Raw genomic sequence first — 26,967 nt, 5'->3', positions numbered from 1 at the left:
GCGCTCAGGCCCGCGCGTAGACCTCGGGCTTGAGCACCCCGACGTACGGCACCTCGCGGTAGCGCTCGCCGAAGTCGAGCCCGTAGCCGACCACGAACTCGGTCGGGATGTCGAAGCCGACGTACTTCACCGGCACCTGCACCTTGACCGCGTCCGGCTTGCGGAACAGGGCAACCACCTCGACGCTGGCCGCGGAGCGCGACTCCAGGTAACGCAGCAGCCAGGACAGGGTGAGGCCGGAGTCGACGATGTCCTCGACCACCACCACGTGCCGGCCGGCGATGTCCCGGTCCAGGTCCTTGAGGATGCGGACCACCCCGGACGAGGTGGTGCCCTGGCCGTACGACGAGACGGCCATGAACTCCAGCTCGGCGGGCGGGCCCTGGCGGCCCAACGCGCGGGCGAAGTCGGCCATGAACATGACCGCGCCCTTGAGCACGCAGACGAGCAGGAGACCGTCCTCGACGTGCGCGTAGTCCGCCGAGACCTGCTTGGCGAGTTCCGCGGTCTTCTCGCGGATCTGCGCCTCGGAGATGATCACGTGGTCGATGTCGGCGTCGTACCAGGAGCCGTCAGCCATGCTCCTAGCCTGCCGTACGCCGGATGGTCGCCGTCGGCGGGGCCGCCCCTTTTGGCGCGGTCCCGCCGGGGATCTTCGGCGCGAACGGAACAATTCACCTCAGCAGGTACGGGAGCGCCAGCGCCGCCCGTCGTCGGTCGGCTTCCAGTCGGCCGAGTCGCGGGTGTCGGCGGTGAACCCGAGGGCGCTGGCGCCGGCCAGCAGGAGCAGGAACAGCAGGAGCAGCAGGACGGTCATGGCGGCGCTCGCTTTCGCATGGTTGGTTCGCTTTTCGCCGCCGGTGCGCACCGGACACCACCAAGTCTGCGACCCGCCGTCCGACCCGGACAGTGGCAGAAATGACCGCGAGCATCGATTTCCTGCCACCTGCCGGGTTACCCTCGTCACATGTTGCGCTCGGTGGCGGTGTTGGCGATGGACCGGGTGGCCACGTTCGAGTTGGGCGTGTTCGCCGAGGTGTTCGGCACCGACCGCACCGACGACGGCTTCCCCGCCTACCGGTTCCAGGTCTGCTCGCCCGACGGCGGGGCGGTACGCACCTCGTCCGGGTTCCACCTCCAGCCGCACGCCGACCTGGCCCCGCTCGACGACGCCGACCTCGTCGCGGTCCCCGCGCACTTCAGCGGCGTCGCCGTGCCCGGCGAGGACGACCTGCGGGCCATCCCGCCCGCCGTGCCGGCGGCGCTGCGTCGGGCCGCCGCCCGCGGGGCGTACGTGCTGAGCGTCTGCTCGGGCGCGTTCGTGCTCGGCGCGGCCGGCCTGCTGGACGACCGGGAGTGCACCACCCACTGGCTCTACGTCGACGAGTTGCAGCGTCGCAATCCCCGGGCCCGGGTCCGCTGCAACTCGCTCTACGTCCAGGACGGCCGGCTGCTCACCAGCGCCGGCACGGCCGCCGGGATCGACGCCTGCCTGCACCTGGTCCGCCAGGAGCACGGCTCGGCGACCGCCACCCGGCTGGCCCGGCGGATGGTGGTCCCGCCGCACCGCGACGGCGGCCAGGCGCAGTACGTCGAGGCGCCGATCCCGAAGGCGCCGGAGGCGCCCACGCTCGAACCGGTGCTGGAGTGGCTGATGGGCCACCTCGACCGCGGCGTGACCGTGGACGAGCTGGCCGCCCGGGCCGGGATGGCCCCGCGTACGTTCGCCCGCCGGTTCCGCGCCGAGACCGGCACCACGCCGCACGACTGGCTGACCAACCAGCGGGTGCTGCTGGCCCGGCGGCTGCTGGAGGACACCCGACTCAGCGTGGAGAGCGTCGCCGACCGGGCCGGCTTCGGTGACGCGGCGGCACTGAGGCACCACTTCACCCGCCGGGTCGGCACCACGCCGCACGCGTACCGGACCACGTTCCGCGAGCGCGCCGACGCCTGAGCCCCTGGTGTTAAGCGGGGGCCCCGCCTATACCGGAGGCGTTAAGCGGGGGCCCCTCCTTGCACCAGGCGGCCGGTGCGTCGGTGCACCTGGTGGTTGCCGGGCAGGTGGACCGGGCCCTGGCCACGCCAGGCGGTGACCAGCGCGTCCAGCGCCGCCACGTGCCGGTGGGACAGCGCGGCCGGCGCGGCGCCCAGCTCCCGCGCCCAGGCGTGCAGCACCCGGGTGCGGACCGCCGCCGGCAACGCGACCAGCCCGTCGACCGAGAGCCCGCCACCGGCGGACCGGACGTCGGCGAGCGCGTCGCCGGCCAGCGCGTCGAGCGCGGCGGTGTCCGCCGCGAGCAGGCGCGCGGTCCGGGCCAGGTTCGCCACCACGCCCGGCCCGAGCGCGTCGACGAGCGCCGGCAACGCGTCGGCCCGGACCCGCGCCCGGGCGTACGCGGGATCGGTGTTGTGCGGGTCGGCCCACGCCGCCAGGCCGAGCGCGGCGCAGGCGGCCCGGGTGTCGGACCGGGGCACGTCGAGCAGCGGGCGCAGCAGCGGCACCCCGTCCCGCTCGCGCCGCTCCGGCATCCCGGACAGCCCGCGTGGCCCGGCGCCCCGGGCCAGCGCGAGCAGCACGGTCTCCGCCTGGTCGTCCCGGGTGTGCCCGAGCAGCACCCCGGCCGCGTCGTGCCGCCGGGCGGCGGCGACAAGCGCCTCGTAGCGGGCCTCCCGGGCGGCTGCCTCGGGACCGCCGTCGCGCCCGGCCACCCGTACCGCAACCACCTCGACCGGGTCGAACCCGGCCGCGCGGGCCCAGCCGGCGACCGCGGCGGCCCGCTCGGGCGAACCGGCCTGCAGGCCGTGGTCGACGGTCACCAGGCCGGCCGCGCGGCCGAGCCGGTGCGCCACGAACGCGGTGGCCGCGGCGAGCGCCAGCGAGTCGGCCCCGCCGGAGCAGGCCACCAGCACCGGTCCGGGCCCGGGCAGGTCGGTCAGCAGCCGGCGTACGGCGAGCCGCACGACGGCCACTGACGGCGCCGGGCTCACCGGTGGCCGGAGAGCCGGCGCGGCCGGTTCAGCCGGCGGTCGGGGTGGCACCGGCCGGCCCGTGCACCCGGGACACCCAGGCGTCCGGGTCGCCCAGCTCGTCGAGCCGGGGCAGCGTGAGCGGGGAGGAGAAGATCTTGTTGAAGCCGGCCATGCCGACCCGGTCCACCACGCCGTGCACGAACTTCCGGCCCTCGGCGTACTGGCGCATCTTGACCTCGACGCCGAGCAGCCGGCGGATCGCCTTCTCCAGCGGGTTGCCGGACTCGCGGCGGCGGTTGAACGACGCCCGGATCGACCCGACGCTGGGGATGACCTGCGGGCCGACGCCGTCCATCACGAACTCGGCGTGCCCCTCCAGCAGCGTCATCAGCGCGGTCAGCCGGTCCAGCACGGCGCGCTGCGCCGGGGTCTGCACGATGTCGAGCACGCTGGCCCGGCTCTCCGGGTCCTTGACCGCGTCGGAGAGCGTGGCGACGCCGCGGCGCAGGCGCTCCAGCAGGTGCTCGCCGCCCTGCGAGGCGTCCACGAACGCCTGCACCTCGCCCAGGAAGTAGGCGCGCATCCACGGCACGGCGGTGAACTGGGTGCGGTGGGTGACCTCGTGCAGGCACACCCAGAGCCGGAAGTCCCGCGGGTCGGCGCCGAGCTTCCGCTCCACCTCGACGATGTTCGGCGCCACCAGCAGCAGTTGGCCGGGGTCGCCGGCGAAGACCTCGTACTGGCCGAGCACCCGGCCGGAGAGGTAGGCCAGCACGGTGCCGGCCTGCACGCCGGTCACCCGGGAGCCGATCGCCTCGGTGAGCGCGCCCGGCCGCTTGTCCCCGGAGAGCCGTTCCACAAGCGGCGAGACGACCTCACGCAGCCCGGCGATGTTGGCCGCCGCCCAGTCGCGGCGGTCGACCACGCGGACCGGCGGGTGCGCCACCTGGGCCCGCAGGCCGGTGTAGTCGGCGACGTGCCCGGCGGCCTCCTCGGTCAGCCGGCGCAGGTCGCCGACCACGTCGGTGGCCTCGGCGTACGACACCCGGGGGCCCGACTTGCTCAGCGCCCCCGCGGTAGCGGCGGCCAGATCCCAGTCCACGAACTGCGCCATGAACCCACCGTACCCGCGCCGCGACACCCCCACCCGGGCTCGCCCGGACGGATCGACACCGGTCGGTCAGCGGCAGCCGCAGCCGGCCAGCGCGGAGGTGATCCGGTCGAGCGCCTGCCGGGTCTCGTCGAGCGAGCCCGTCGTCCGGTCGGTGAGCACGGCGAACGTGAGCAGCCGGCCGTCGACCGTGGTGACCGTGCCGGCGATGGCGTTCACCCCGGACAGCGTGCCGGTCTTGGCGCGCACCACGCCGGCGCCGGTCCGCGTCGCGGCCACCTGGTAGCGCTCGTCGAGCGTGCCGGACCAGCCGCCGACCGGCAGGCCGCCGAAGATCGCGGCCAGCTCGGGGTGGCTTCCGTTGCCGGCGAGCGTGATCAGGTCGGTGAGCAGCGACGGGCTGATCCGGTTGGTGCGGGACAGCCCGCTGCCGTCGGCCAGGCTGATCTCACCGGCCGGCAGGCCGAGACCGCCGAGCACCTCGTCGGTGGCCGCCGCGCCGCCGACGAAGGACCCGGGCTTGCCCTTGGCCAGCGCCACCTGGCGGGCCATCGCCTCGGCGATCACGTTGTCGCTGTCGCTGATCATGATGTCGACCAGCCGGATCACCGGCAGGGACTCGACAGTGCCCAGCTCGGCGCCGGGCGCGGTGCCGGAGCCGCCGGCGGCCGGCGCGGTCCCCCGGGTCACCTGTGCGGCACCCCCGGTGAGCCCGAGCAGCTTGGCGAACTGCCGGCCGGCGGTCAGGTCCGGCTGGGGGACCCGCTCGGCGGCGTGGTTGGTCTCCTCCGCGGTACGCCGGGCCTGCGCCGGGTCCTTCCGGGCGCCGTCGGTCATCAGCGCGGTGATCGCCGCGCCGAACCCGCCGGTGGGGATGTCGGCGTCCCAGCCGGGTTCGAAGACCGGGCCGCCGAACAGCGTCGCATCCACGATGACCTTGGTCGGGGCGGTGCCACCGAGCGCGGTGCGCACCTGGGCGGCCAGGTCGTCCAGTCGGGCCGCGCCCGGATAGAAGGCGTTCTTCCGGTCCACCGCGAGGGTCGGGTCACCGCCGCCGACCAGGACCACCTCGCCCGGGTTCGGGCCGGCCACCGCGCGGGTGGGGATCCGGTACGCGGGGCCGCGCGCGGCGAGCACCGCGACGCCGGTGGCGAGCTTGGTCACCGAGGCGGGCACGGTCGGCGCGTCCGCTCCCCTGCCGTAGAGCGCCTGGCCGGTGGTCACGTCCGCCACCGAGACGTTCACCCGGTCACCGAGTGCGGCGGCGCGCACCAGCGGGTCCAGCACGGCGCGGAGCCCGGCCACGGTGGGCAGCGGGGCGTTGCCGTCCGGCCCGGCCAGCACCGCCGGCGGGTCGGGCTCGGGCGGCGCGGCGGTCGCGCCGGACGAGGTGCCTCCGCTGCCCAGCCAGCCGGCCAGCGGGCCAGGGCGGAGCACCGCCAGCCCGGCCACGGCCAGGACCAGCACGCCGGCCAGTGCCGCGACCAGCCGGCCGCGGCGGCGCGGCGGGACCGGAGGCGGGCTGGGCGGGGGCGGCGCGGTGCCGACCGGTGGGACCGGTGGGCTCACCGGCACCGGGGCCGGCCAGTTCCCGGCCGGCCGGTCGTCGGGGTGGGCCGCGCCGGTGGGCGGAGTCGCACGGTGGGTGAGGTTGGCACCCGGCACGGACACCCGGCCGGTGGCGCCGGCCGGGCCGGAACCGGATCCGACGGACCGCCGCCCGTCAACCCCTCCGGGGCGGTAGTGTGAGTCTTCCCTCCCCACGGCCCCCTCCTCCCCGCTCGAAATCACCTTGGGTGACACTACTTCGGTCCGAACACTATGCGGCGGCCGGAGCCGGCGGGGGCGTTCTCCCGTGCGGGCGGCGAGCCGGTGGTTCCGTTAGCCAGCGTGGGCAAACGAGGGAGCGTGGGAGATGGATTTCGACGTCACGGTTGAGATCCCGAAGGGTCACCGCAACAAGTACGAGGTGGACCACGCGACCGGCCGGATCCGGCTGGACCGCACCCTCTTCACCTCCACGCAGTACCCCGCCGACTACGGCTTCATCGAGGGCACCCTGGGCGAGGACGGCGACCCGCTGGACGCGCTCGTGCTGGTGCCCGAACCCACCTTCCCGGGCTGCCTGATCCGCTGCCGCACCATCGGCATGTTCCGGATGACGGACGAGAAGGGCGGCGACGACAAGGTCCTCTGCGTGCCCTACGAGGACCCGCGCCAGGAGCACCTGCGCGACATCCACCACCTGGGCGAGTTCGACCGGCTGGAGATCCAGCACTTCTTCGAGGTCTACAAGGACCTGGAGCCGGGCAAGTCGGTCGAGGGCGCGACCTGGGTGGGCCGGGTCGAGGCGGAGGCGGAGATCGTCAACTCGTACCGCCGGGCCAAGGAGGCCGCGGAGCGCGGCGAGACGCTGCACTGACGGCGAGACTTCCGGGGCCCGGGTCGCATCGGCGACCCGGGCCTTTCGCCGTTCAGGCGAGCAGGCCGCGGGCCCGGTCGTAGAGGTCGAGCACCGCGCAGGCCACCGGCACCACGGCCACCACCAGTGCGGTGTCGGTCAGGTCGGCCAGCCGACCGAGGTACGGCGAGACGGGCCGACGGGCGTACGTGGCGCCGGCGGTGACCGCGACGAGGGCCAGGGTCAGCCCGCCGACGGTCAGCGCGAGGTGGCCCCCGGGCCCGGCCCGGTCCGCCAGCACCACGCCGAGCAGCGCGTACCCGGCCAGGCCGGCGGCGACGGCCGGCACCCGGTGCCGCACCGCCACGAAGAGCCGGGAGCGCAGCAGCAGCACCCCGGCGGCGACGGCGACCAGCAGCCGCCCGGCGGTCCCCCCGGCGGCGACGAGCACGGCGGCGGCGCCCACGGCCAGCACCGCGTGCCCGAGCAGCATCCCGGTCAACGCCTCCTCGGCGCGGGCCACGGCCGCGTGCACCCGTCCCCGGTCGGGCAGGTCGCGGGTGCCGGCGGGGGCGGGCAGGGTGAGTGGCGGCAGCGGCAGCTTGCCGACCCGGATGGCCAGCAGCGGCAGCCCGCCGAGCGCGAAGACCAGAACGGCGAGCAGCACGGCCGCGGTGCCGGCCGGGTCGAGCAGCAGCGCGCCGAGCGCGGCCACCGCGCCGACCGCGCCGACCGTCACGCCGGCCACCGGGACCCGGGACCGGTGCGCGACGCCGAGCAGGCCGAGCACCGCCACCAGCAGCACCGCCACCGAGCCGACCAGCAGTTCGGGGGCGCCGACCCAGCGCAGGCCGGGGATCGGGCCGACCGGGTCGCCGGAACCGACCGCGAGCGCGCCGGCCGCCGCCGCCCAGGGCAGCGCGTACCCGCCGAGCGTGACGCCGACCGGGCCGTCGCCGTAGGCCCGGGAGGCCGCGGTGGCGGCGAGCACCAGGATCAGGGCGCCCGCCGCGGCGACCGTCCAGCCGCGCCCGCCGGGACCGGCGGACAGCACCGCGACCAGCCCGACCGCCAGCGGCACGGCGGCGCCGGCCAGCGCGGCGGCCCGGGTCGCCCCGGCCGACCAGGCGACGCCCCGGCGGCGGGCGCCGTCCACGATCGCGTCGACCACGTCGTCGTACTCCAGCTCGGGCCACTCGGCGCGGGCCGGCACGAGATGCAGCACCTCGCCGTCGCGGACGCCCTGCGGCAGCAGCGCCTGGGCGGTGGCCAGCACCGCGCCGTCGGTGCGTCGCAGCACCCAGCCGCCGTGCCGTTCGCCGTCGTCGGCGAGCCCCTCCCCGGCGTGCCGGAGCACCTCGGGCAGCAGCTCGGCCAGGGGAACCTGCTCCGGCAGGGCCACGTCGACCCGTCGCCGGGGCGCGCTGATCGTGACCCGGGCGAGCCCGCTTGTCATCGACGTATCTCCATCATCGAGCCGGATCGGTGGGCTGACGGACGGAAGGACTTTACCTACTATGAGCCAGGCTCGGGTTACCGAGAGCCATGGGAGGCCGCGTGTCCACTGTCGTCATCAAGCGACCGCCGCGCCGACCGGCCCCGGAGATCCCGGTCGGTGAGCTGCCCGTCGAGGCGCCGCCGGAGATCCCGGTGGCGACCGGCGGGCGCTGGCAGCAGGCGCTGATGGTGCTGCCGATGCTCGGCGGGACGGTGGCCATGGCGATGATGTTCGGCCGGGGCGGCGGTGCCTACTCGTACGTGGTGGGCGGCATGTTCGGGCTCTCCTCGCTGGCCATGCTGGTGACCACCTGGGGCAGCGCCGGCCCGAAGAAGTCCGAGCTGATGGCCGCCCGTCGGGAGTACCTGCGCCACCTGGCCACGCTGCGTCGCCGGGTCCGGGAGACGGCCGGCGCCCAGCGCGCCGGGCTCGCCTACCGCCACCCGGAGCCGGGGCGGCTCTGGTCCACCGTCGACAGCCACCGGGTCTGGGAACGCCGGCCGGATGACCCGGACTTCGCGGTGGTCCGGGTCGGCGTCGGGCCGCAGACGCTGGCCACCCCGCTGGTCCCGCCGGTCACCCGGCCGCTGGAGGAGCTGGAGCCGATGACCGCCGGGGCGCTGCGGCGCTTCCTGGACGCGTACTCGGTGGTGCCGGACCTGCCGGTGGCGCTGTCGCTGCGCAGCTTCGCCCGGGTCTTCGTGCGCGGCCCGGCCGGCGAGGTACGCGGCACCGGCTCGCCGGCCGCCCGGGCGCTGGCCCGGGCGGTGCTCACCCAGCTCGCCGTCTTCCACGCCCCGGACGAGCTGCTGATCGCGGTCTGCGCCGGCCCGGAGCGCCGGGACCGGTGGGAGTGGGTGAAGTGGCTACCGCACGCCCACCACCCGGCGCGCACCGACGCGCTCGGCCCGGTGCGGCTGGTCACCAGCGCCGCCGCCGACCTGGAACGACTCCTCGACGACGTGCTCGGCAGCCGGTCCCGGTTCAGCCCGCACGGCCCGGCCACCGACGGGCCGCACGTCGTGGTGGTGCTCGACGGCGGCGACCTGATCGGGGCCGCCGACCTGGCCGGCGACGGCGGCATCGACGCGGTCACCGTGCTCGACCTGGACACGCCGCCGCCCCGGCTGCTCGACCGGTACGCGCTGCTGCTCGACCTGGTCGACGGCCGGCTGCACTCGCACTCGGCGGAGGGGCCCGCCGAGGTGGGCGCCGCCGACGCGTTGCCGACGGCCGACGCGGAGGCGGTCGCGCGGCGGCTCGCGCCGCTGCGGCTGGCCGGCACGGTACGCGGGTCGGACGCGCCGCCCGGCGCCGAGCCGGGCCTGCCGGAGCTGCTCGGTCTCGGCGACCCGGACGGTTTCACCGCCGAGCAGGGCTGGGCGCCCCGCGCCGCCCGGGATCGGCTGCGGGTGCCGATCGGGGTGGGCGCCGACGGCGGGGCGATCGACCTCGACCTCAAGGAGTCGGCGCTGGACGGCATGGGTCCGCACGGGCTGCTGATCGGCGCCACCGGCTCCGGCAAGTCGGAGCTGCTGCGCACGCTGGTGCTCGGCCTGGCCGCGACGCACAGCTCGGAGCAGCTCAACTTCGTGCTTGTCGACTTCAAGGGCGGCGCCACGTTCGCGCCGTTCGAGCGCCTGCCGCACACCGCCGCCGTGATCACCAACCTGGCGGACGCGCTGCCGCTCGTCGACCGGATGGTCGACGCGATCAACGGGGAGCTGATGCGCCGCCAGGAGCTGCTGCGCCGGGCCGGCAACTTCGCGAGCGTGCGTGACTACGAGCGGGCGCGCGCGGCCGGCAGTCCGCTCGCCCCGTTGCCGTCGCTGCTGCTGGTCTGCGACGAGTTCTCCGAGCTGCTCTCCGCCAAGCCCGACTTCATCGACCTGTTCGTGCAGATCGGCCGGCTGGGCCGGTCGCTCGGCGTGCACCTGCTGCTGGCCAGTCAACGGCTGGAGGAGGGCCGGCTGCGGGGGTTGGACACCCACCTGTCGTACCGGATCGGGTTGCGCACGTTCTCCACGTTGGAGTCCCGGACGGTGCTCGGCGTGCCGGACGCGTACGAGCTGCCCCGCAGCCCGGGGCACGGGTACCTGCGCTCCGGCACCGAGCCGCTGGTCCGGTTCAAGGCGGCGTACGTCTCCGGCGCGGTCCGTCGACGCATCGGCCCGGCGGGTGCGTCCGGCGTCGGCGCCGCGCGGGTGCTCGCGTTCTCCACCCACCTCGCGCCGGTGCCCGCGCCAGCCGCGCCGGCCGCGCTCCCGGCCGAGGAGGAGAGCGGCGAGACGCTGCTCGACCTGCTGGTCGACCGGCTGGCCGGGCAGGGCCCGCCGGCGCACCGGGTGTGGCTGCCGCCGTTGGACGCCTCCCCCACGCTCGACGAGCTGCTCGGGCCGATCGGCGTCGACCCGGTCCGTGGGCTCACCGTGGCCAATCCCGAGCTGCACGGCGCGTTGCAGGTGCCGGTGGCGTTGGTGGACAAGCCGTTCGAGCAGCGGCGGGACCTGTTCTGGCTGGCGTTGGACGGCGCGGCCGGGCACGTCGCGGTGGTCGGCACCACCCGCAGCGGCCGGTCCGCCGTGCTGCGCACGCTGGTCTGCGCGCTGGCGCTCACCCACACCCCGGCCGAGGTGCAGGTCTACTGCCTCGACTTCGGTGGCGGCACGCTCGGCGCGCTGCGGGAGCTGCCGCACGTCGGCGGCGTGAGCGGGCGGACCGACGGCACCGCGGTGCGCCGTACCGTCGGCGAGGTCGCCGGCCTGCTCGCCGAGCGGGAGCGGCGCTTCACCGAGTCCGGGGTGGAGTCGATGGCGGCGTGGCGTCGGCGACGGGCCGCGACACCGGCGGCCGGCGCCGACCCGTTCGGGGACGTGTTCCTGGTCGTCGACGGCTGGAACACGCTGCGCGGCGAGTACGAGGACCTGGAACCGCTGGTCACCGAGCTGGCCACCCGGGGGCTGGCGTACGGGGTGCACGTGGTGGCGAGCGCGCTTCGCTGGTCGGACTTCCGCCCGGCGATCCGTGACCTGTTCGGCTCCCGGCTGGAGCTGCGCCTCGGCGACCCGGCCGACTCGGTGGTGGTCAAGCGCGCGCTGGCGGCCACCGTGCCGGAGGAGCGGCCGGGGCGCGGGATCACCGCCGGCGGGCTGCACTTCCTCACCGCCGAGCCCCGGTCGGCCGCGTCGGGCGACGGGACCGCCGACCTGGTGAGGGCCGTCGCCGACGGGTGGTCCGGGCCGGTGGCGCCCCGGGTGCGGCTGCTCCCGCCGGTGCTCCCGTACGCCGAACTGGACCAGACCGCGACGACCGGGCTGGCGTTCCCGGTCGGGGTGGCGGAGGCGGATCTGGCCCCGGTGGTGCTGGACTTCGCCACCGAGCCGAACTTCGTGGTCTTCGGCGACGCCGAGTGCGGCAAGTCCTCGTTCCTGCGCGCGCTGGCCACCTCGATCGTCCACCGGTTCACCCCGGAGCAGGCCCGGGTGATCCTGGTCGACTACCGGCGCAGCCTGATGGGCGCCATCGAGACCGCGCACCTGATCGGGTACGGCACGGCCGCGCCGCACACCACCGAGCTGATCGAGTCGGCGGCCGGCTACCTCCAGGGGCGGCAGCCCGGCCCGGAGGTGACCCCGGCCGAGTTGCGCGCCCGGACGTGGTGGACCGGGCCGGAGCTGTTCGTGCTGGTGGACGACTACGACCTGGTGGCCGGTGGGCCGACGAACCCGCTGCGCGCGTTGGAGGAGCACCTGCCGCACGCCCGGGATGTCGGGCTGCACCTGGTGCTGGCGCGGCGCTCCGGCGGCGCCGGCCGGACCGCGTACGAGCCGATCATCCAGCGGCTGCGGGAGCTGTCCACGGCCGGGCTGGTGATGTCCGGCGGCCCGGAGGAGGGGCCGCTCGTCGGCCAGGTGAAGGCCGGGCCGCTGCCGCCCGGTCGGGCCCGCCTGGTCACCCGGCGTGAGGGCGTCCGTCTGGTGCAGTTGGCTCATCTCCCGCCCGGATGAGCCGGGTGCGCCGAGTTGCCCCGGGACGGCCGGGACTACCGGTAATCTCCGAGCAGCATGTGTCGGACGCGACGGAATGGCTGGGGAATGTGACCAGGGATCGGCAGGGGCTTCCCGGCGTGCCGTCCCGGCGTCTCGCCGGGCGTGCGCTGCTGGCCGGCGCGGCGGCGTTGGCCGTGACGGCCGGCCCGCTGGCCCCGCCGGCACACGCCGCGCCGGCCACCGTCCAGGTGCCGGCCTGGTCCGCGCCGGAGCGCGTGTTCCGGGCCGACCAGGTCCGCGACGAGCAGTGGCAGTTGGCTGAGCTGCGGGCGAAGACCGCCTGGCGGACGTCGACCGGGCGCGGCGTGGTGGTCGCGGTGATCGACTCGGGAGTGGACGCTTCGCACCCCGACCTGGCCGGTCAGGTGCTGCCCGGCCTCGACCTGGTCGAGCCGGGCGGCACGGACGAGCCGGACCCGGTGGGGCACGGCACCACGGTGGCCGGGCTGATCGCCGGGCGGGCCGACGACGACCACGGCGTGGTGGGGCTGGCGCCGGACGCCCGGATCCTGCCGGTCCGGGTGCTGGACGCGGAGAACCGGTACGACGACGCGTTGATCATCGCGAAGGCGGTGCGCTGGGCGGTCGACAACGGCGCCCGGGTGGTGAACCTGTCGCTCGGGGGCGGCGGCGACAGCCCGGCGCTGGCCGCGGCGCTCGACTACGCGTTCGCCCGGGACGTGGTGGTGGTCGCCTGCACCGGCAACCTGGCCACCTCGACCACCACCAAGGTCTGGTACCCGGCCCGTGAGCCGGGCGTGCTGGCGGTCACCGGCCTGGACCGCGACAGCGAGAACCTCTGGTCCGGATCCATCACCGGCCACGAGACCACGCTCAGCGCCCCGGCCACCGCGCTCTACGGCGCCCGCTCCCGGGGCGGCTACTGGCGGGTGCAGGGGACGAGCTTCGCCGCGCCGCTGGTCGCCGCGACGGCCGCCCTGGTCCGGGCCCGCTATCCGCGGATGCCGGCCGGGGACGTGGTCAACCGGCTGATCAGCACCGCCCGGGACCTCGGCCCGACCGGCCGGGACGACCGGTTCGGGTACGGCATGGTCGACCCGGTGGCCGCGCTCACCGCCGACGTGGCGCCGGTGGGCCGCAACCCGCTCGACGACAACGCCGCCCCCGGCGTGGTGGGTTTCGGTCCCGCCCCGGGCGAGGGCCCGGACACCCGGGCCGCGGCGGCGGGGCAGGGCGGCGACCCGTTCGGTCGCCCGCAGCCGGCCGGTTGGTCGGCCGGCGCGGCGGGCCAGACCGACAACCCCGCCCAGGGACGGCTCTGGATCGGCCTGGCCCTGCTCGTCGCCCTGGTCACCGGCTCCGCGCTGGTGGTGCGCCGGTTCCGGCGGGCCCGCCGCTGACCGGCGAGTCTGACCGCGCCCTTCCCTGGGTAGTGAACGGCGCATGAACAGCACCGGCCCGGCGTCCACGCGCGACCGGTCGTGGCGGAGCCGCCGCCTCGACCCCGACCACTCGCTGGGGCTGCGCCTCAGCCTGGCCGCGGTCGCGGCGGTCCTGGTGCTGGTGCCGTTCGCCCTGCTCGCGCTGCTGGTGCTGGGCGCCTGGCCGCCGCTGCTCCGGCTGGACGCCTCGGTCACCGACGCGTTCCACGGATATGCGGTGCACCATCCGCTGTGGGTCCGGGTGATGACGGTCTGGACGCACGCGTTCGGGCCGGGTCCGCTGCGGGTGGCCGCCGCGGTGGCGGTGGTCTGGCTGCTGCGGCGCGGGGCGCCGCGGCTGGCGGTCTGGGTGGTCACCACGATGCTTGTCGGCGGCCTGCTCGGCGCGCTGCTCAAGCTGCTGGTCGGCCGGGACCGGCCGGACCTGCTCGAACCGGTGGCCCGGGCCGCCGGCTACTCCTTCCCGTCCGGTCACGCGCTGAACGCGGCGCTGGCCGCCGGGGTGCTGCTGTTGCTCTTCCTGCCGTTCGCCCGCGACAACCGCGCCGGCCGCATCGCGCTCTGGACGGCGGCGACGCTGCTCACGGTGGTGACCGGGTTGAGCCGGATCGCGCTGGGCGTGCACTGGACCAGTGACGTGGTGGGCGGCTGGGTGCTGGGGGTGGCCACGGTCGCCGCCACCACGGCCGGGTTCGCCACCTGGCGCACCGGGACCGGCCAGCGGCCGACCCACCCGCTGCGTGAGGGGGTCGAGCCGGAACTGGCCGACCCGGAGGATCGACACGCGTAACAAGACGTCCGCCGGGGTAAAGGGCGGCTCATGTCCGATGTCGCGGTCCAGATCGCCCGGCGCGTCCTGCTGCCGGTGGCCCTGCTCTTCGCCGTGATGGTGGGGCTGGGCCTGCTGGTCACCCGGGTGCTCACGCACACCTGGCCGTTCACCGTGGAGGACGCGGTGAACCGCGAGTTCGCCGGTGACCGGTCGTCCGGCTGGAACGACGTGTCGCTGGTCTTCAGCACGCTGGCCAGCACCCAGATAATCGTCGTGGTGACGGTGCTGGCCGCGCTGGTGCTACGGCTGGTGCTGCACCGCTGGCGGGAGCCGATCTTCCTGTGCGCGGCGGTCAGCGCGCAGGCGCTGATCTTCCTGTTCACCACCATGGTCATCGACCGGAACCGGCCGGCCGTGGAGCACATGGACGCCTCTCCCCCGACGTCCAGCTTCCCCTCCGGGCACACCTCGGCGGCGACCGCGCTCTACGTCGGCCTCGCGGTGCTGCTGGCGCTGCGGGCGCGCAGCACCCCGGCCAAGGTCACCTGGTGGACGCTGCTGGTGCTGGTGCCGGTCGGCGTGGCGCTCACCCGGATGTACCGGGGCATGCACCACCCCAGCGACGTGGTGGCCTCGTTCGTCAACGGCGGCACCTGTGTCGCGATCATGGCGCGGGCGGTGCTCGACCGCACGCTCACCTGGGGCCGCGCGAACCTGTCGCTGAGCCGGCCGGGCGACGACGTCGCGCCGGCGGGAGCCGCTGCCGGCGGTTGAACCGTTCTCGGCGGGTGAGGATTCGACCCGTCCGAATATCGTCATCATCGAAGCCGACTTTTCCCGGAAACTGCGGGACACGCTCGTATCACTCTGGTGGTACGAGAGGCCTCGATGGGACGGAGAGCCGGAATGGCGCGACAGGAATCCTTCGGGCGGAGCCTGCTGGTGTCCGTCGACGCCCGCGGTTACGGCGCCGCGGACGGCCGCCGGCAGGCCAGCTTCCAGGAAGCCCTGGTGAGACTGCTCGACGAAGCCGCGGATCGGGCCGACCTGCACCGTTCCTCGTGGCGACGGCAGCCGGCCGGTGACGGCGAGCTGGCCCTGCTGCCCCCGGATGCCCCGGAAGACCTCCTGATCGACGACTTCGTTCCCGCTCTCGACCGGTGCGTAACCCGCTACAACGCCGACCTGACGACGCCGGCCCGTCTCCGGCTACGCCTGGCCGTCCACCACGGTGTGGCCTTTCCCGGCGCGAACGGCTATGTGGGCGCGGGCGTCGTCGTGGTGAGTCGCCTGGTGAACTGCGGGGCCGCCCGCAGGATCCAGGACGCGGCCGACGACATCGGCCTGGTGCTCATCCTCTCCAACCGGGTCTACCTGGACACCGTGGCCCAGCGACACACGCATCTCGACCCGACGCGGGATCTGGTGCGGGTGCCGGTGAAGGTGAAGGAGTACCGCGAGGACGCCTGGCTGCACGTGCCCCGCTACCGCGCCGAGGGACTGCGTGACCTGCTCGACAGCCACCCGGCGTCCGACGTGGGGTCGTCCGACCCCGCCCGACCCGACGTCGATGAGCGGTCGGACGCCACGGCTGCCCCACCGGTGGCGGCGGCCCGGCCGGGCGAGCCGAACGCCTGGACCCGCCGGTACGAGGCGGAGGTGATAAGCGAGTTCCACGGGCCCGTCAAGGCCGAGGTGATCGGCATCAAGAAGGTGGACGGCCGTGGGTGAGGTCGCCGCCCCGGGGCGCGAACCCGACGACCGGCCGGCTCCGGACGCCTCGACGGCACCCGGCGGCGACCCGGGTGACCGCGGACGCGCCGACGCGGACGGCCACCGGGGACCACGTGTGCCCCACAACGATCCGGTCCCGCCAGCGGGTGGCGGCAGCCGCGGCGACAGGCCGGACGCGCCGCCCGCGACCGACGCCGCGGGCACCGCGACGGCGGGGCCACGCGACGGTTGGCAGAACCACCTGCCGCAGGTGATGCAGGTCTTCAACGGCCAGGTCACCAGCGACGTGGTGGGTGTGGCCGGCGGGGAGGGCCGTGACCGCCGTCCGGTGACCGGCAAGCTCGAAGCCGCCGAGGTGGACCTCGAGTTGGGCCACTTCATCCCCCCGTCGGCGTACGACGCGGCGCTGGAGGCGCTGCTCACCGAACGCGTCGTGGTCCTGTGCGGGGCCACCGGCAGCGGGAAGCGGACCAGTGCGCTCGGCCTGCTTCGCGACGTCACCCACCTCCCGCTCGTGGTGCTCTCCTCCGTCATCACGCTCAAGGAGTTGGCGCAGCGCAGCTACGAGCCCGGATACGGCTACCTGGTGGTGAACCACCAGGGCGAGGGCAGCGTCGCGGAACGGGACTTCACGTGGCGGACGGTACGCGACCGGATCCGCGAGTGCGAGGCGTACCTGGTGGTGACCACCGCGGACCACGACGGCGTCGTGGAGACGGTTCGGCAGTTCCCCTGGCACCGGCCCGACCTCCGGGCGGTGTTGCGGGGATGGCTGGCCGGAACGTCCGTCGAGCCGGCGCTGGCCGAGGCCCTGGCGGATCAGCTCACCGACGAGTACACGATGGGCGACGTCGCGAGGATCGCTCGCCGGGTCGCCGCCGGCGAGCCCTACCGGGAGGTCCTGGCCGAGTTCGAGGCCGGTTCCGCGTCCCGGGTCCAGGAGTGGTTCGACAAGGAGCCGAGCGTCCAGGAGGTGCTGGAGGTGACGGTGCTGGCCTTCCTGGAAGGCGTCAACCACCGCACGTTGGAGGCCCAGGCCGTCCGCCTGGAGCGGCTGCTGGCCGACCGGCTGCGGGACGAGCAGCCCGGCCGGGAGCGTCCGGCCGTGGAACCCGGGTCGCTGGCGTTGCCCGCCGGTCGACGGCGGCGGACCACCGGCGACGGACTGATCTCGAGCGAACAGGTCAGCCTCGGTGTCACCACCCGCCCGCTGCCCGTGTTCCGCCGGCCCGAGTACCGCCGACACATCCTCGCCGAACTGTGCAGGCGTTACGACAGCCCGTTCTGGGACGCGATGCGGGAATGGCTGCAGGCACTGGTGGTGGGCGAGTCCGCGGTGCGGTGTGCGCAGGGCCTGGCCTGGCTGGCCGCGGTCGACTTCGACGAGGTCGAGCAGTCGTACCTCCATCCGTGGTCGCGTGGCGAGGCGGGCTGGACCGGCCAGACGACGGCCGCCTATCTCCTGTGGTGGATGTGCCTCAACGAGGAGACCACCCCCGCCGCCCTCGGCCTGGCCAAGTACTGGGCCTCGCACGGCAACCCGCAGCAGCGGTGGACCGCGGCCATGGCGTACGGCGGCGAACTCGGCATCCGCGAGCCGACCCAGGCGGTCAACCGCCTGTGGCACCTGGTGACGACGAGCGCGGACGGCGACGAGGAAGCCGCGTCCGCCCTCGCCATGCTGTTCGCCACGCTGACCGTGCACACCGAGGAGGCCGGCCGGGTCGTGTCGCTCCTGACCCGCGTCCTCCGCCGGCCACCGCGCCGGCCGGCCGACGCGCGGGTCGTCGACCGGGCGCGGCTGGTGCTGTTCAAGGTGCTGCTGATCCGCGATCCGGACCGTGGGGAACTCGCCTCCTTCATGTTTCTCGACAAGCATCCGGAGCGCGTCACCGATGTCTCGACGCTGTGGGCGGAGGCGATCTGCAACCGTCCCCACCGGGAGACGGTCCTGAACGCGCTCTGGTCGGGCCTCCACCGCCTGGGGCGGATCAGCGCGACACCTGTCGCGCACGCCCATGCCCTGGCGCAGGGCCTGGCCGCGGCGCTGCCCCCGGCCGAGGCGCTGAGCTTCCAGCACGACTTCCGACTCGTCGACGTCCGACGCGGCAACCCTTCCCGGCCGGCGCAGCAGTCCCTCGCCCTCGTCCTGTTGGACGTGCTCGAGCGGTACTGCCGCGCCCCTCGACCGAAGGACTGACATGACCACCAGTTACCCGATCCTGAGCCAGGACTATCTCGAGCCCGCGCCGAGCAGAGGCATGCTGGGCATGCGCAGGAAGACGCGGGCCGGGCAGCGGCTGCCGCGTCCGCACGCACACCAGGTGCTGGTGTACCGCGTGGACGGGTCGTACGTCGTCGACGACGGACGGCTGCCGCCGGACGACACACAGGTCGTCCGGGCGACGCACGTCAGCCTCGTCGACCGGGGCAGTGAGGTCCCGGTCGTGGTCCAGTTCACCGTCAGCTCGGCGGAGGCGAGCGACTTCACGGTGCGGGCGACGTTCGTCTGCTCCGTGACCGACCCGGTGCGGGTGGTCCGCGAGAACGTCAACGCCCACACCGCGATCCTCACCTACCTGAAGCGCTACCACCGGTTGTCCCGGATGGGCGTGGGACACCGGATGTCACAGGTCAACCAGGTGCGGCGCGCGGTCGAGGGCCACCTCCGGGCATACACCGAGAAGCGTCCCGCGATGATCCCGGGGCTGCACGCCACGTTCACCGCGGTGGAGGTGCTGACCCCCGACGAGGTGGCCGCCTTCGAGAAGGCCCTGCGGGAGAAGCACCGGAAGCACCTGCTGGACACCGCGGACCAGGACTACACGCACGCCCTGGCGACCGGGCAGGACCGGAACGTCCGCGACCGCGCGGACGAGGACCGCGAGCATCAGCAGCGGGTCGAGGTGGAGACCGAGGAACACGCCGACCTCGTCGAGTTGACGCGGCTACGCCGCCGGCTCCGGATCCAGGAGATCGAGAGCGAGGCGGCACGCCTGCGGGCCGCGCAGGCCGTGGACATGATCGGCGGTGATCCGGTCAAGGCGCAGATCTACGCGCACACCGTGGGCGACCTCGGCGCGAAGGAGTTGGCGGAGAGCATGCTCGCGCGGGAGGAGCGCAGGGACGACGCGCGGCGCGCCGACGAGGCGCAACGCCTCCAGTGGCGGCGGGAGGACCAGCTCCGACGGGAACGGGAGCAACGCGAGGACCAGCAGCGGCGGATGGCGATCAACGTCGAGGTGATCCAGGAGATGGCGAAGCACGGGCACGCCAACCTCCTCAACATCCGGCTGGAGCGCATCATCGCGGAGGTGACCGGCACCCCCCTCGACGAGCTGAGCGGGCCCCCTCCGACGGCGGTCGGCCGCTCGGCGCACACCGAGATCGAGGCGTCCGAGCGGGCCGTCCCGGACGACGGTGGCGAGGCGCGCACCGGCGGCCAGGTGGACGACGACGACACCGATCCGGACGACGACATGGGATTGCGGGAAGAGGATGACTGACACACTGCCCGCCTCGTCCGTGACGACCGGCGGCGACGTCGCCGGCACCGAGCCGTACCGTCCGGCACCGCCCGCCGAGGGGCCGGCGCGGTGGGCGCGGCGTCTCGTGGGTGTTCGGGAGGACCTGCTGGACTGGGTTCCCGAGGAGCGCCCCCGCTATGCCCGTCTCGGGCTCATCGTGGTGAACACGGGACTGATGGCGGCGCTCTCCCTGGCGACCGCGCTGCACCGGGTGGTGGACGTCCCGTGGCCGGCCATCGTGCCGGCGGCGCTCTTCTGGGGTTTCCTGGTCGTCACCATCGACAGTTGGTTGATCTCCAGCACCCACGGGCTGCTCGGCGGCCGGCGGCTCGCGCTCTTCGTCCCGCGTCTGATCATCGCCCTGCTGATGGGCGCCGTGATCGCGGAACCCCTGTTGCTGTGGGCCTTCCAGCCCGCCATCCACGCCCAGCTCGACCGGACCCGCACCGGCGAGGTCAACGAGATCGCCGGACGGCTCAAGCAGTGCAACCCGGCCGACGGCTCACCTGTCGACGTCGACGCCTGCGGCACGTTCCGCCTCCCGCTGGCGAGCCCGGACGACGAGCGGGAGAAGTTGCGCCGGGCGACCGCCGAGCGGAATCTGCTCCGCGCCCAGGTCGACAGGTCCAGCGCGGAACTGCGTCGCCGCCAGGCCTTCGCCGAGAAGGAATGTGCCGGAAGGTCGGGGCCCGGCCTGTCGGGGACCGCGGGAAAGGGTTTCCGGTGCGACAACGCCTGGAAGGTGGTCCAGCAGTACCGCCAGGACAGCCGGATCGTCGAACGGCAGGCCAAGCTCGACCAGTTGGACGCCGCCATCGCCGCCTCCACGAACACCCTGGCCGGCCGGACGGCGGACTACGCCGCTCAGGTCGATCGGGCCATCGCGGCCAGGCTGGACGAAGAACGGCAGATCAGGAAGCCGATCGGCGTGCTCGACGAGGACCGCGCCCTGGGCGAACTCTCCCGGCAGAGCGGCTTCGTGCTCGCCGCGCAATGGCTGGTCCGACTGCTGCTCATCACGATCGACTGCCTGCCGGTGCTGGCGAAGTTCCTCGGTGGCAGCACGACCTACGACCTGATCGTCAACCGGCAGATCGAGGCGGGCAAGCGTATGCACCACTCGCTCCTCTCCACCCACGAGCGCCGTACCCAGGCGGCGTCCGACGTGGCGATCCGAGAAATCGATCACGACCGGGACAGCCGGATCCAGGAGGTGGACGAGGCCGACCGGGTCGCCCAGGCGCGCTACGACGCGGAACTGGACGCCGAGATCGATCGGCTGGCCGAGCGGTACAGCCGGGACACCCGGGACGACGACTGATGTCCGGGACGGCAGTCGCCGCCCGCCACCGATCAGGCGGCCGGGAATTCGAGCATGGCGCGCAACCGGTGGAGATCCCGGACGATCAACGAGCGGTATCCCGTCTCGACCAGTCCGTCCAGGCGCAACACCCGCAGCGCCCGCTGCACCGTGTCCTCCGAGGCGCCGACCATCGCGGCGAGTTCGCCCTGCCGCAGCGGCAGTGGAATCCGGACGGCACCGGGTGCGGCGGGTTCACCGGAGAGGACGGCGAGTTCGACGAGGACACTCACCAGCCGGGTCTGCAACGGCTGGGTGGCGAACTCGACCCGGCGCCGGTTCGCCGCCGCGAGCCGCTCCGCGACGACGGCCGCCACCTGCACCGCGGCCTCCGGGTTGCGGCCGAGGAAGTGGCGGAACACCGACGCCACGATCACACGCGCCGTGACCGGCGAACACGCCACCACCGAGGCCTGACGTGGATGCCCGCTGGTCGCCGCCAGCTCGCCCACCGTGTCCCCCGGGCCGCGTACCGCCAGGAGCGCCTGCCCCTCACCGGCGGCCATCGTCACCTTGGCGAAACCGCTGAGCAGGAGGAGCACGTGACTGTCGTCCCGTCCCTCGTGGATCATCCGGGCCCCGTCGGCGTACCGCCGCACCGCCCCCAGCCCGAGCAGCTCGTCACGCACCGGCACCGGCAGCCGGCCCAACAGGCTCCCGGATCTCCACGGCGGAGTTGCTCTCAATCGTCGCCCCCAGTCCCCGGCCAGCCGATCAGGCAGGCAGTTCGTCGCCCATCAGGCTGATTCATGGGCCCGGCCGGCACAACCACGTACCGGCCGGGTTCGGGACCGAAAGCAGGAGCAGTCACCGGCGCACCGGTCGCGTCCCCCCGAAAGCGGCCCGACGCGGCCCTGCGGAAAGGGCAAGGCCCATGCGACAAAAGAGGTCCCGCCGCCCGGAACGGTCATCCGGGAGCGGACGACCGCCGATCCCGTCCGGTCCGTCGGACGTCGAGCACGCGTGGCGGGCGCTCACCGTGGCGTTGGAGATGGTGAAGCACGCGGAGACGAAGGCGGCAGCCACGCTGGCCGCCGCCGGCGTGCTGGGCGGGGTTCTCTACACCTTCGCGCAGCGCCTCGATCGCCCCGGACCGGCCCTGGTGGTGGCGGTGACCGGGGCGGCCGTCCTCCTCGTCTGTGCGGTGCTCGGCGCCGGGCTGGCGTTGCGTCCGAGGGCGGGCCCTCGCGGCGGACCGGTGAGTCTCCTCTACCACCAGAGCGTCGCGGACCTGTACCGGCGTGGCCCCGACGAGTACGTCGACGCGTTGCGGGGCCTGGTGCGGGACCCGGACGCCCTGATCCGGGCCGTCGCCACCCAGGTCTGGGTCAACGCACACGTGGCGAGCGCGAAGTACCGGTGGGGCAATCTGGGCGTGTTCGGTCTCCTCGGCGGCACCTGCCTGCTGGCCGTCGCCGCGGCGGTCGCCCGGCACGCGTCCGGCTGATCGGCCGGGCGTCGCTCAGGTGCAGTCGCCGGTGGCCACGCCCCGGGTTCGTTCCGCGCCGGCCAGCGCCACCGACCGCGCCTCGGCGGCGGTCACCGCGAAGCCGGTGTTCGGGTCGTCCGCCGCCGCCGCGAAGATCACGCCGAGCACCAGCCCGTTCGAGGAGACCAGCGGGCCGCCGGAGTTGCCGCTGCGCACCAGCGCGCGGATCGTGTAGATCTCCCGCGTCACGTCCCCGGAGGAGTAGATGTCCGGCCCGGTGATCCGGTCGACGTCCCGCACCCGGGCCGGCCGGGCGTCGTACGGGCCGTCCAGGGGGAAGCCGAGCACGATCGCGTCCGCCCCGCTGGCCGCCGCACCGGCGGCGAAGCGCAGCGACGGCCCGGGCAGCCCGGGCACGTAGAGCACGGCCAGGTCCCGATCCGGGTCGTAGACCACCACCTCGCCGTCGTACCGCTCGCCGCGCAGTTCCACCGCCACCGAACGCGTGCCGGCCACCACGTGCGCGTTGGTCATCACCCGGTCGTCGGCGTAGACGAAGCCGGAGCCCTCGATCCGGCGGGAGCAGCTCGGCGCGGAGCCGAGCACCTTCACCACCGACCGCTTGCTGTTCTGCACCACCTGGGAGTTGGCCAGCGCCGGGTCGGGCGGCGAGACCTGCCGGGCGTTGGTGCTGCCCAGGCCGTTGAACACGTCGGGGAAGCCGTTGGTGTCGACGGTGTCCCGCAGGGCGGTGGAGAGTTCCTGGGCCCGGTCGGGCAGCACCCGGTCCACCACGGTGAGCAACGCGCTGTCCTTGACCGAGGCGGCCAGCCAGGGCACCGACGAGGAACCCAGCGGCACCGCGACCAGCCAGGCCACCAGCATGACCGCGATGACCGAGATGAACGCGCCGCCGACGTCGTCGACCTTCTTGCCGGCCGGCCCGGTGATGGCCGCGCGCAGGTTGGAGCCGAGCCAGCCGGCCAGCGCCTGCCCCAGCACGGCAAGCCCGAAGATCGCCACCAGGGAGATCAACACCCGGGTGCCGCTGGACGCGAACTGCCTGGCGATCAGCGGGCCGACCTGGAGGCCGAGCAACGCGCCCAGGAAGAAGCCCGAGAACGACAGCGCTCCGACGACGAAGCCCTGGCGGTATCCGCTGATCGCGAACACGAGCATGAGCAGGAGCAGGACGAGATCCACGGCGGACACGCCCCAAGGGTACGGGCACCGGGCCGGTGGCCGGCTCAGCGCTCGCTGAACGTGACCTGAGGATGCGTGCGGGTGATCAGCGCACTGGGCTCTCGTCGGCCGCGTCGGCGCCGGCCGAGGGGGCCGGGGTGGCGCCGACCGGCGGCAGCTCCCACACCCGCGAGCGGGGCCAGGGCCGGGCCCAGCCGCCCAGCTCCAACAGTCGGTCGATCACGCCGCCGGTGAAGCCCCAGACCAGCATGCCGCGGACCGAGAACGCGGGGCCGATCCAGCCGCTGGGATGGCGTACCCGCATGCGGTTGTCCGGGTCGACCAGTTCGGCGACCGGCAGGCGGGCGACGTGCGCGACCTCGGCCGGCTCGCGCGGGTGGACCGGGTGCGGGTCGTGCCACCAGGCGAGCACCGGGGTCACCACGAAGTCGCTGACCGGGATCCACAGCCGGGGCAGTTCGGCCAACACGGTGACGCTGGCCGGGTCGAGGCCGACCTCCTCGTTCGCCTCGCGCAGCGCGGTGGCGCGGGCGTCGGCGTCCTCCGGGTCGGCCGCGCCGCCGGGGAAGGCCGGCTGCCCGGCGTGGTTGCGCAGCGTGGCGGCGCGCTGGAGGACCAGCATGTCCGGCCCGGCGCCGGGATCCTCGCCGAGCAGCACCAGCACGGCGCTCTCCCGGCCGCCGGTCTCCGGCGTGGTGAGCTGGGTGAAGTCCTCGGCCCGGGCGCTGCCGAGCCGGCCCAGCAGCGGGTCCAGCCATCCGGGCGGCGTCCGGGTCACACCCGCACCCCGAGATGCGTACGGACGAGCGCGGCGAGGCGGGCGTCGTCGAGCGCGCCGGTCCCCTCGATGTGCCGGATCCGGCCGTCCGCGTCGACCAGGACGGTCAACGGGAACGCGCTGCGTTCGAGCGCGCGCTCGAACGCGTCGCCCTGGTCGAGCAGCATCGGGAAGTCGATGCCGAAGTCCTCGCCGAGGGACTGCGCGCCGCCGCGGCTGTCCCGGCTGTTCACGCCGATCACCTGGAACCGGCCGTCGGCCCGGTCGCTGAGCCGCTGGAACGCGGGCAGCTCCTTGCGGCAGGGCGGGCACCAGGACGCCCACACGTTGATCACGGCGGGGCCCTTCACGTCGCGCAGCTTCACCGGCGCGCCGCCGGTGAAGCAGTTGAGCGCCAGGTCGGGCAGCGGATCACCGGGCCGGCCGGCCGGCGACGGCGCGGCCGAGGCCGGCGCCACGGTCAGCGGGGCGCAGTCGGCGAACGGCGAGGGGCGCTCCGCGCGGGTGGCCGACGCCGGGCCGGCCGGCTCCTCGGCCGTGGCGGTGCAGCCCGTCGCCAGCAGCAACGGGACGAGCAGGAACACGAGCCGGCGGGTCACGGCACGTCCGCCACGGTCGCCTGCTGCGGCACCAGGTCCGGGTCGAGGCCGACGGCCGACGCGAGGTCCCGCGCGCGGGGGCCCTTCAGCAACTTGGCCGCGGCGGCCGGCTCGGTCGGCCCGGTGCCGTACGCGGGGCAGAGCTTCGCCAGCGTGCACGCGCCGCAGGCCGGCTTGCGGGCGTGGCAGACCCGACGGCCGTGGAAGATGATCCGGTGCGACAGCATGGTCCAGTCCCGCTTGGGGTAGAGCACGCCGATCGCGTGCTCGATCTTGACCGGGTCGGTCTCGGTGGTCAGCTCCCACCGCTGCACCAGCCGCTGGAAGTGGGTGTCGACGGTGATGCCCGGGACGTCGAACGCGTTGCCGAGGATCACGTTCGCGGTCTTGCGCCCGATCCCCGGCAGGGTGACCAGGTCGGCGAGCCGGCCGGGCACCTCGCCGTCGTACCGCTCGCAGAGCGCGCGGCCCAGGTTGATCAGCGAGCTGGTCTTGTTGCGGTAGAAACCGGTGGGCCGGATCAGCTCCTCCAGCTCGACGCGGTCCGCCCCGGCGTAGTCGGCGGCGGTGCGGTAGCGGGCGAACAGCTTCGGCGTGACCTCGTTGACCTTCTTGTCGGTGCACTGGGCGGACAGGATCGTGGCGACCGCCAGCTCCAGCGCGTTGCCGTGGTCGAGTTCACAGTGCGCGTCGGGGTGGGTCTCGGTCAGCACCCGCCCGATGCGGCGGGCCCGACGCGTACGGCCGAGGTCGGTCTCGGGGGAGCGCGTGGTCACGCCGGCCAGCCTACGTCGCGGGGCCGACGCCCCGGTGGGTCGACGCGGGCGGCGTGCGCTCAGCCACCCGCCGGGGCGCTGATCTTGCCGCTCGCGTCGAGCTTCGCGCCGGTGTCCGGGAAGTCCGCCCGGGTCACCTCGCGCACCAGCCCGAGGCCCCGGTCCTGCCGGTCGACGGAGGGTCGGCCGACGCCGTTCATCACGGTAGAGGTGAACGTGCCGCCGACGAAGCGGCCCTCGGCGGTGAGCGACACCTTGAGCACCCCGCCATAGCCGAGCCGGCCGGCGCTCTGCAACGACTTCCCGCCGCCGGCGAAGTTGCCCAGGCTGTAGGCGATCAGCTTGCCCTGGTAGAACTCCAGGCCCCGCAGCACGTGCGGGCCGTGCCCGATCACCAGGTCCGCGCCGGCGTCGATCACGGTACGGGCGAAACGCATCGGATCGCCCCGGTTCTCCCCGACGTACATCTCGGTGCCGGGCTTGACCCGGGTCTTGTCCGCGCCCTCGGCGCCCATGTGCACCTGCACCACCACGAGCTTGGCCATCCCCTTGGCCATCTCGATGACCTGCTTGGCGGCGTCCAGGTCGATCAGGCTGTTCGACCAGGGGTACGACGAGAAGCCGACCACTGCCACCTTGACGCCCTTGACGTCCACGACGGTGATCTCGCCGGGCGCGCCGGTGTGCTTGAGGCCGTGCGCCTCCAGTGCCGACTGGGTGTTCTCGTAGCCCTGCTGGCCGTAGTCGTTGCCGTGGTTGTTGGCCTGGTTGAGCAGTTGGAACCCGGCCGAGCGCAGGTGCGCGGCGTAGCCGGGCGGCGCCCGGAACTGGTAGCAGTTCTGCGGGTTCGGGCCGCACTTGCCGGCGCCGGTGTCGTCGGTGAGCGGCTCCTCCAGGTTGCCCATCACCAGGTCGCCCTTGAGCGCGGACTTCACGTCGTCGAAGAAGCCCTTGCCGCCGTTGGGCGGCAGCCGGTTCGGCGCGTTCCCCATGATCACGTCACCGGTCGCGGTCAGCGAGATCGACGGCTCGGTCGACTCGCCGGAGGCGGCCGGCTGGTCGCCGGACGCGGGGCCGGCCGACCCGGTCGACCCGCCGCCCTGCCCGGTCTGCCAGAGCGGGCCGTCGCCGCCGCCGGAGTCCGAGCAGCCGGCGGCGAGCAGGACCGCGAAGAGCGCGGCGAGCGCGGCGAGGCGCGGGCGGGGGACGGCACGGCGCGGCACGGGCCCGACCGGGTGAGGGCCGGTGGTGCGGCGGGAACGGGGCACAGAGTGGGCGGAAGCGTACATCGTCGGCGACGCTACCGCCCCGGGGACGCCGCGACGAGGGCCGAATGGTCGGAATACCGGTCTGCGCA

The 26,967-nt window shown here is 74.4% G+C and carries 23 protein-coding genes; 11 read left to right on the top strand and 12 right to left on the bottom strand.

Going from position 1 to position 26,967, the window contains the following annotated elements; translation table 11 throughout:
- Window positions 1-4: 4 nt before the first annotated feature.
- Both hpt and TPA0908_RS02940 read right to left on the bottom strand, forming a co-directional pair.
- The gene (gene hpt / locus TPA0908_RS02945) at window positions 5-580 is read right to left on the bottom strand and encodes a hypoxanthine phosphoribosyltransferase (RefSeq protein WP_281934365.1); all 576 of its coding nucleotides are present in this window, start codon (window positions 578-580) and stop codon (window positions 5-7) included.
- A gap of 99 nt (window positions 581-679) precedes the next feature.
- Entirely contained in the window at window positions 680-817 is a 138-nt protein-coding gene (locus tag TPA0908_RS02940) for a hypothetical protein (RefSeq protein ID WP_199199870.1), read from the bottom strand.
- Between the two features lie 150 nt (window positions 818-967).
- On the opposite strand from TPA0908_RS02940, the gene TPA0908_RS02935 reads away from it, so the two are divergent.
- Window positions 968-1,954, top strand: a complete 987-nt coding sequence (locus TPA0908_RS02935; RefSeq protein WP_107159542.1) for a GlxA family transcriptional regulator — start codon at window positions 968-970, stop codon at window positions 1,952-1,954.
- Between the two features lie 41 nt (window positions 1,955-1,995).
- Here the strand turns inward: TPA0908_RS02935 and tilS are convergent, their stop codons facing one another.
- The 3 genes from tilS to dacB form a co-directional block, all read right to left on the bottom strand.
- On the bottom strand, window positions 1,996-2,988 hold the full coding sequence (gene tilS / locus TPA0908_RS02930) for a tRNA lysidine(34) synthetase TilS (protein ID WP_281934361.1): 993 nt from the start codon (window positions 2,986-2,988) through the stop codon (window positions 1,996-1,998).
- Between the two features lie 28 nt (window positions 2,989-3,016).
- Entirely contained in the window at window positions 3,017-4,084 is a 1,068-nt protein-coding gene (locus TPA0908_RS02925) for a zinc-dependent metalloprotease (protein ID WP_281934359.1), read from the bottom strand.
- Between the two features lie 66 nt (window positions 4,085-4,150).
- Window positions 4,151-5,656 carry a D-alanyl-D-alanine carboxypeptidase/D-alanyl-D-alanine endopeptidase gene (gene dacB / locus TPA0908_RS02920; RefSeq protein ID WP_374709167.1) on the bottom strand — a complete coding sequence of 502 codons (1,506 nt, stop codon included), beginning with the start codon at window positions 5,654-5,656 and terminating at the stop codon, window positions 4,151-4,153.
- A 340-nt stretch (window positions 5,657-5,996) separates the two neighbouring features.
- Here dacB and TPA0908_RS02915 point away from each other — a divergent pair, with 340 nt between their 5' ends.
- Entirely contained in the window at window positions 5,997-6,503 is a 507-nt protein-coding gene (locus tag TPA0908_RS02915; RefSeq protein WP_091070192.1) for an inorganic diphosphatase, read from the top strand.
- A gap of 52 nt (window positions 6,504-6,555) precedes the next feature.
- Here TPA0908_RS02915 and eccD read toward each other — a convergent pair whose 3' ends face one another.
- On the bottom strand, window positions 6,556-7,938 hold the full coding sequence (eccD, locus tag TPA0908_RS02910; protein WP_281934356.1) for a type VII secretion integral membrane protein EccD: 1,383 nt from the start codon (window positions 7,936-7,938) through the stop codon (window positions 6,556-6,558).
- Between the two features lie 101 nt (window positions 7,939-8,039).
- Here eccD and eccCa point away from each other — a divergent pair, with 101 nt between their 5' ends.
- The 8 genes from eccCa to TPA0908_RS02870 all read left to right on the top strand — a co-directional run bounded on the left by eccCa (window position 8,040) and on the right by TPA0908_RS02870 (window position 20,786).
- Window positions 8,040-11,987, top strand: a complete 3,948-nt coding sequence (gene eccCa, locus TPA0908_RS02905; protein ID WP_281934354.1) for a type VII secretion protein EccCa — start codon at window positions 8,040-8,042, stop codon at window positions 11,985-11,987.
- A gap of 89 nt (window positions 11,988-12,076) precedes the next feature.
- Complete coding sequence (mycP, locus tag TPA0908_RS02900; RefSeq protein WP_281934352.1) at window positions 12,077-13,390, top strand: type VII secretion-associated serine protease mycosin; 1,314 nt, start codon at window positions 12,077-12,079, stop codon at window positions 13,388-13,390.
- 43 nt (window positions 13,391-13,433) lie between these two features.
- Window positions 13,434-14,222 carry a phosphatase PAP2 family protein gene (locus tag TPA0908_RS02895; protein WP_281934350.1) on the top strand — a complete coding sequence of 263 codons (789 nt, stop codon included), beginning with the start codon at window positions 13,434-13,436 and terminating at the stop codon, window positions 14,220-14,222.
- Between the two features lie 30 nt (window positions 14,223-14,252).
- Window positions 14,253-14,978 (top strand): phosphatase PAP2 family protein, encoded by a 726-nt coding sequence (locus tag TPA0908_RS02890; RefSeq protein WP_281934349.1) that lies wholly within the window; start codon window positions 14,253-14,255, stop codon window positions 14,976-14,978.
- A gap of 132 nt (window positions 14,979-15,110) precedes the next feature.
- Window positions 15,111-15,935: a hypothetical protein gene (locus TPA0908_RS02885; RefSeq protein ID WP_281934348.1), complete on the top strand. Its 825-nt coding sequence runs from the start codon at window positions 15,111-15,113 to the stop codon at window positions 15,933-15,935.
- A complete protein-coding gene (locus TPA0908_RS02880; protein WP_281934347.1) occupies window positions 15,928-18,138 on the top strand; it encodes a hypothetical protein in 2,211 nt (736 codons plus the stop codon). Before TPA0908_RS02885 ends, TPA0908_RS02880 begins: the two co-directional genes overlap by 8 nt.
- Before the next feature lies 1 nt (window position 18,139).
- Complete coding sequence (locus TPA0908_RS02875) at window positions 18,140-19,444, top strand: adaptor complexes medium subunit family protein (protein ID WP_281934345.1); 1,305 nt, start codon at window positions 18,140-18,142, stop codon at window positions 19,442-19,444.
- Entirely contained in the window at window positions 19,437-20,786 is a 1,350-nt protein-coding gene (locus TPA0908_RS02870; RefSeq protein WP_281934343.1) for a DUF4407 domain-containing protein, read from the top strand. The genes TPA0908_RS02875 and TPA0908_RS02870 overlap by 8 nt, the downstream gene beginning before the upstream one ends.
- Window positions 20,787-20,818: 32 nt before the next feature.
- Here the strand turns inward: TPA0908_RS02870 and TPA0908_RS02865 are convergent, their stop codons facing one another.
- Entirely contained in the window at window positions 20,819-21,475 is a 657-nt protein-coding gene (locus TPA0908_RS02865; protein WP_281934342.1) for a Crp/Fnr family transcriptional regulator, read from the bottom strand.
- A 224-nt stretch (window positions 21,476-21,699) separates the two neighbouring features.
- Between TPA0908_RS02865 and TPA0908_RS02860 the strand changes: the two genes are divergently transcribed.
- Window positions 21,700-22,272, top strand: a complete 573-nt coding sequence (locus TPA0908_RS02860) for a Pycsar system effector family protein (RefSeq protein WP_281934341.1) — start codon at window positions 21,700-21,702, stop codon at window positions 22,270-22,272.
- A gap of 15 nt (window positions 22,273-22,287) precedes the next feature.
- On the opposite strand, the gene TPA0908_RS02855 is transcribed toward TPA0908_RS02860, so the two are convergent.
- The 5 genes from TPA0908_RS02855 to TPA0908_RS02835 form a co-directional block, all read right to left on the bottom strand.
- Window positions 22,288-23,466, bottom strand: a complete 1,179-nt coding sequence (locus tag TPA0908_RS02855) for a MarP family serine protease (RefSeq protein ID WP_281934339.1) — start codon at window positions 23,464-23,466, stop codon at window positions 22,288-22,290.
- 76 nt (window positions 23,467-23,542) lie between these two features.
- Complete coding sequence (locus tag TPA0908_RS02850) at window positions 23,543-24,235, bottom strand: NUDIX hydrolase (protein WP_281934337.1); 693 nt, start codon at window positions 24,233-24,235, stop codon at window positions 23,543-23,545.
- On the bottom strand, window positions 24,232-24,834 hold the full coding sequence (locus TPA0908_RS02845; RefSeq protein ID WP_281934335.1) for a TlpA family protein disulfide reductase: 603 nt from the start codon (window positions 24,832-24,834) through the stop codon (window positions 24,232-24,234). The genes TPA0908_RS02850 and TPA0908_RS02845 overlap by 4 nt, the downstream gene beginning before the upstream one ends.
- A complete protein-coding gene (gene nth, locus TPA0908_RS02840) occupies window positions 24,831-25,610 on the bottom strand; it encodes an endonuclease III (RefSeq protein WP_281934333.1) in 780 nt (259 codons plus the stop codon). The genes TPA0908_RS02845 and nth overlap by 4 nt, the downstream gene beginning before the upstream one ends.
- Before the next feature lie 59 nt (window positions 25,611-25,669).
- Window positions 25,670-26,833 (bottom strand): CapA family protein, encoded by a 1,164-nt coding sequence (locus TPA0908_RS02835; RefSeq protein WP_281934331.1) that lies wholly within the window; start codon window positions 26,831-26,833, stop codon window positions 25,670-25,672.
- Window positions 26,834-26,967: the final 134 nt, after the last annotated feature.

Source organism: Micromonospora sp. AKA38, from assembly GCF_027925725.1.
Classification (GTDB): Bacteria; Actinomycetota; Actinomycetes; order Mycobacteriales; family Micromonosporaceae; genus Micromonospora.
This window is presented reverse-complemented; position numbering and strand designations above follow the sequence as displayed.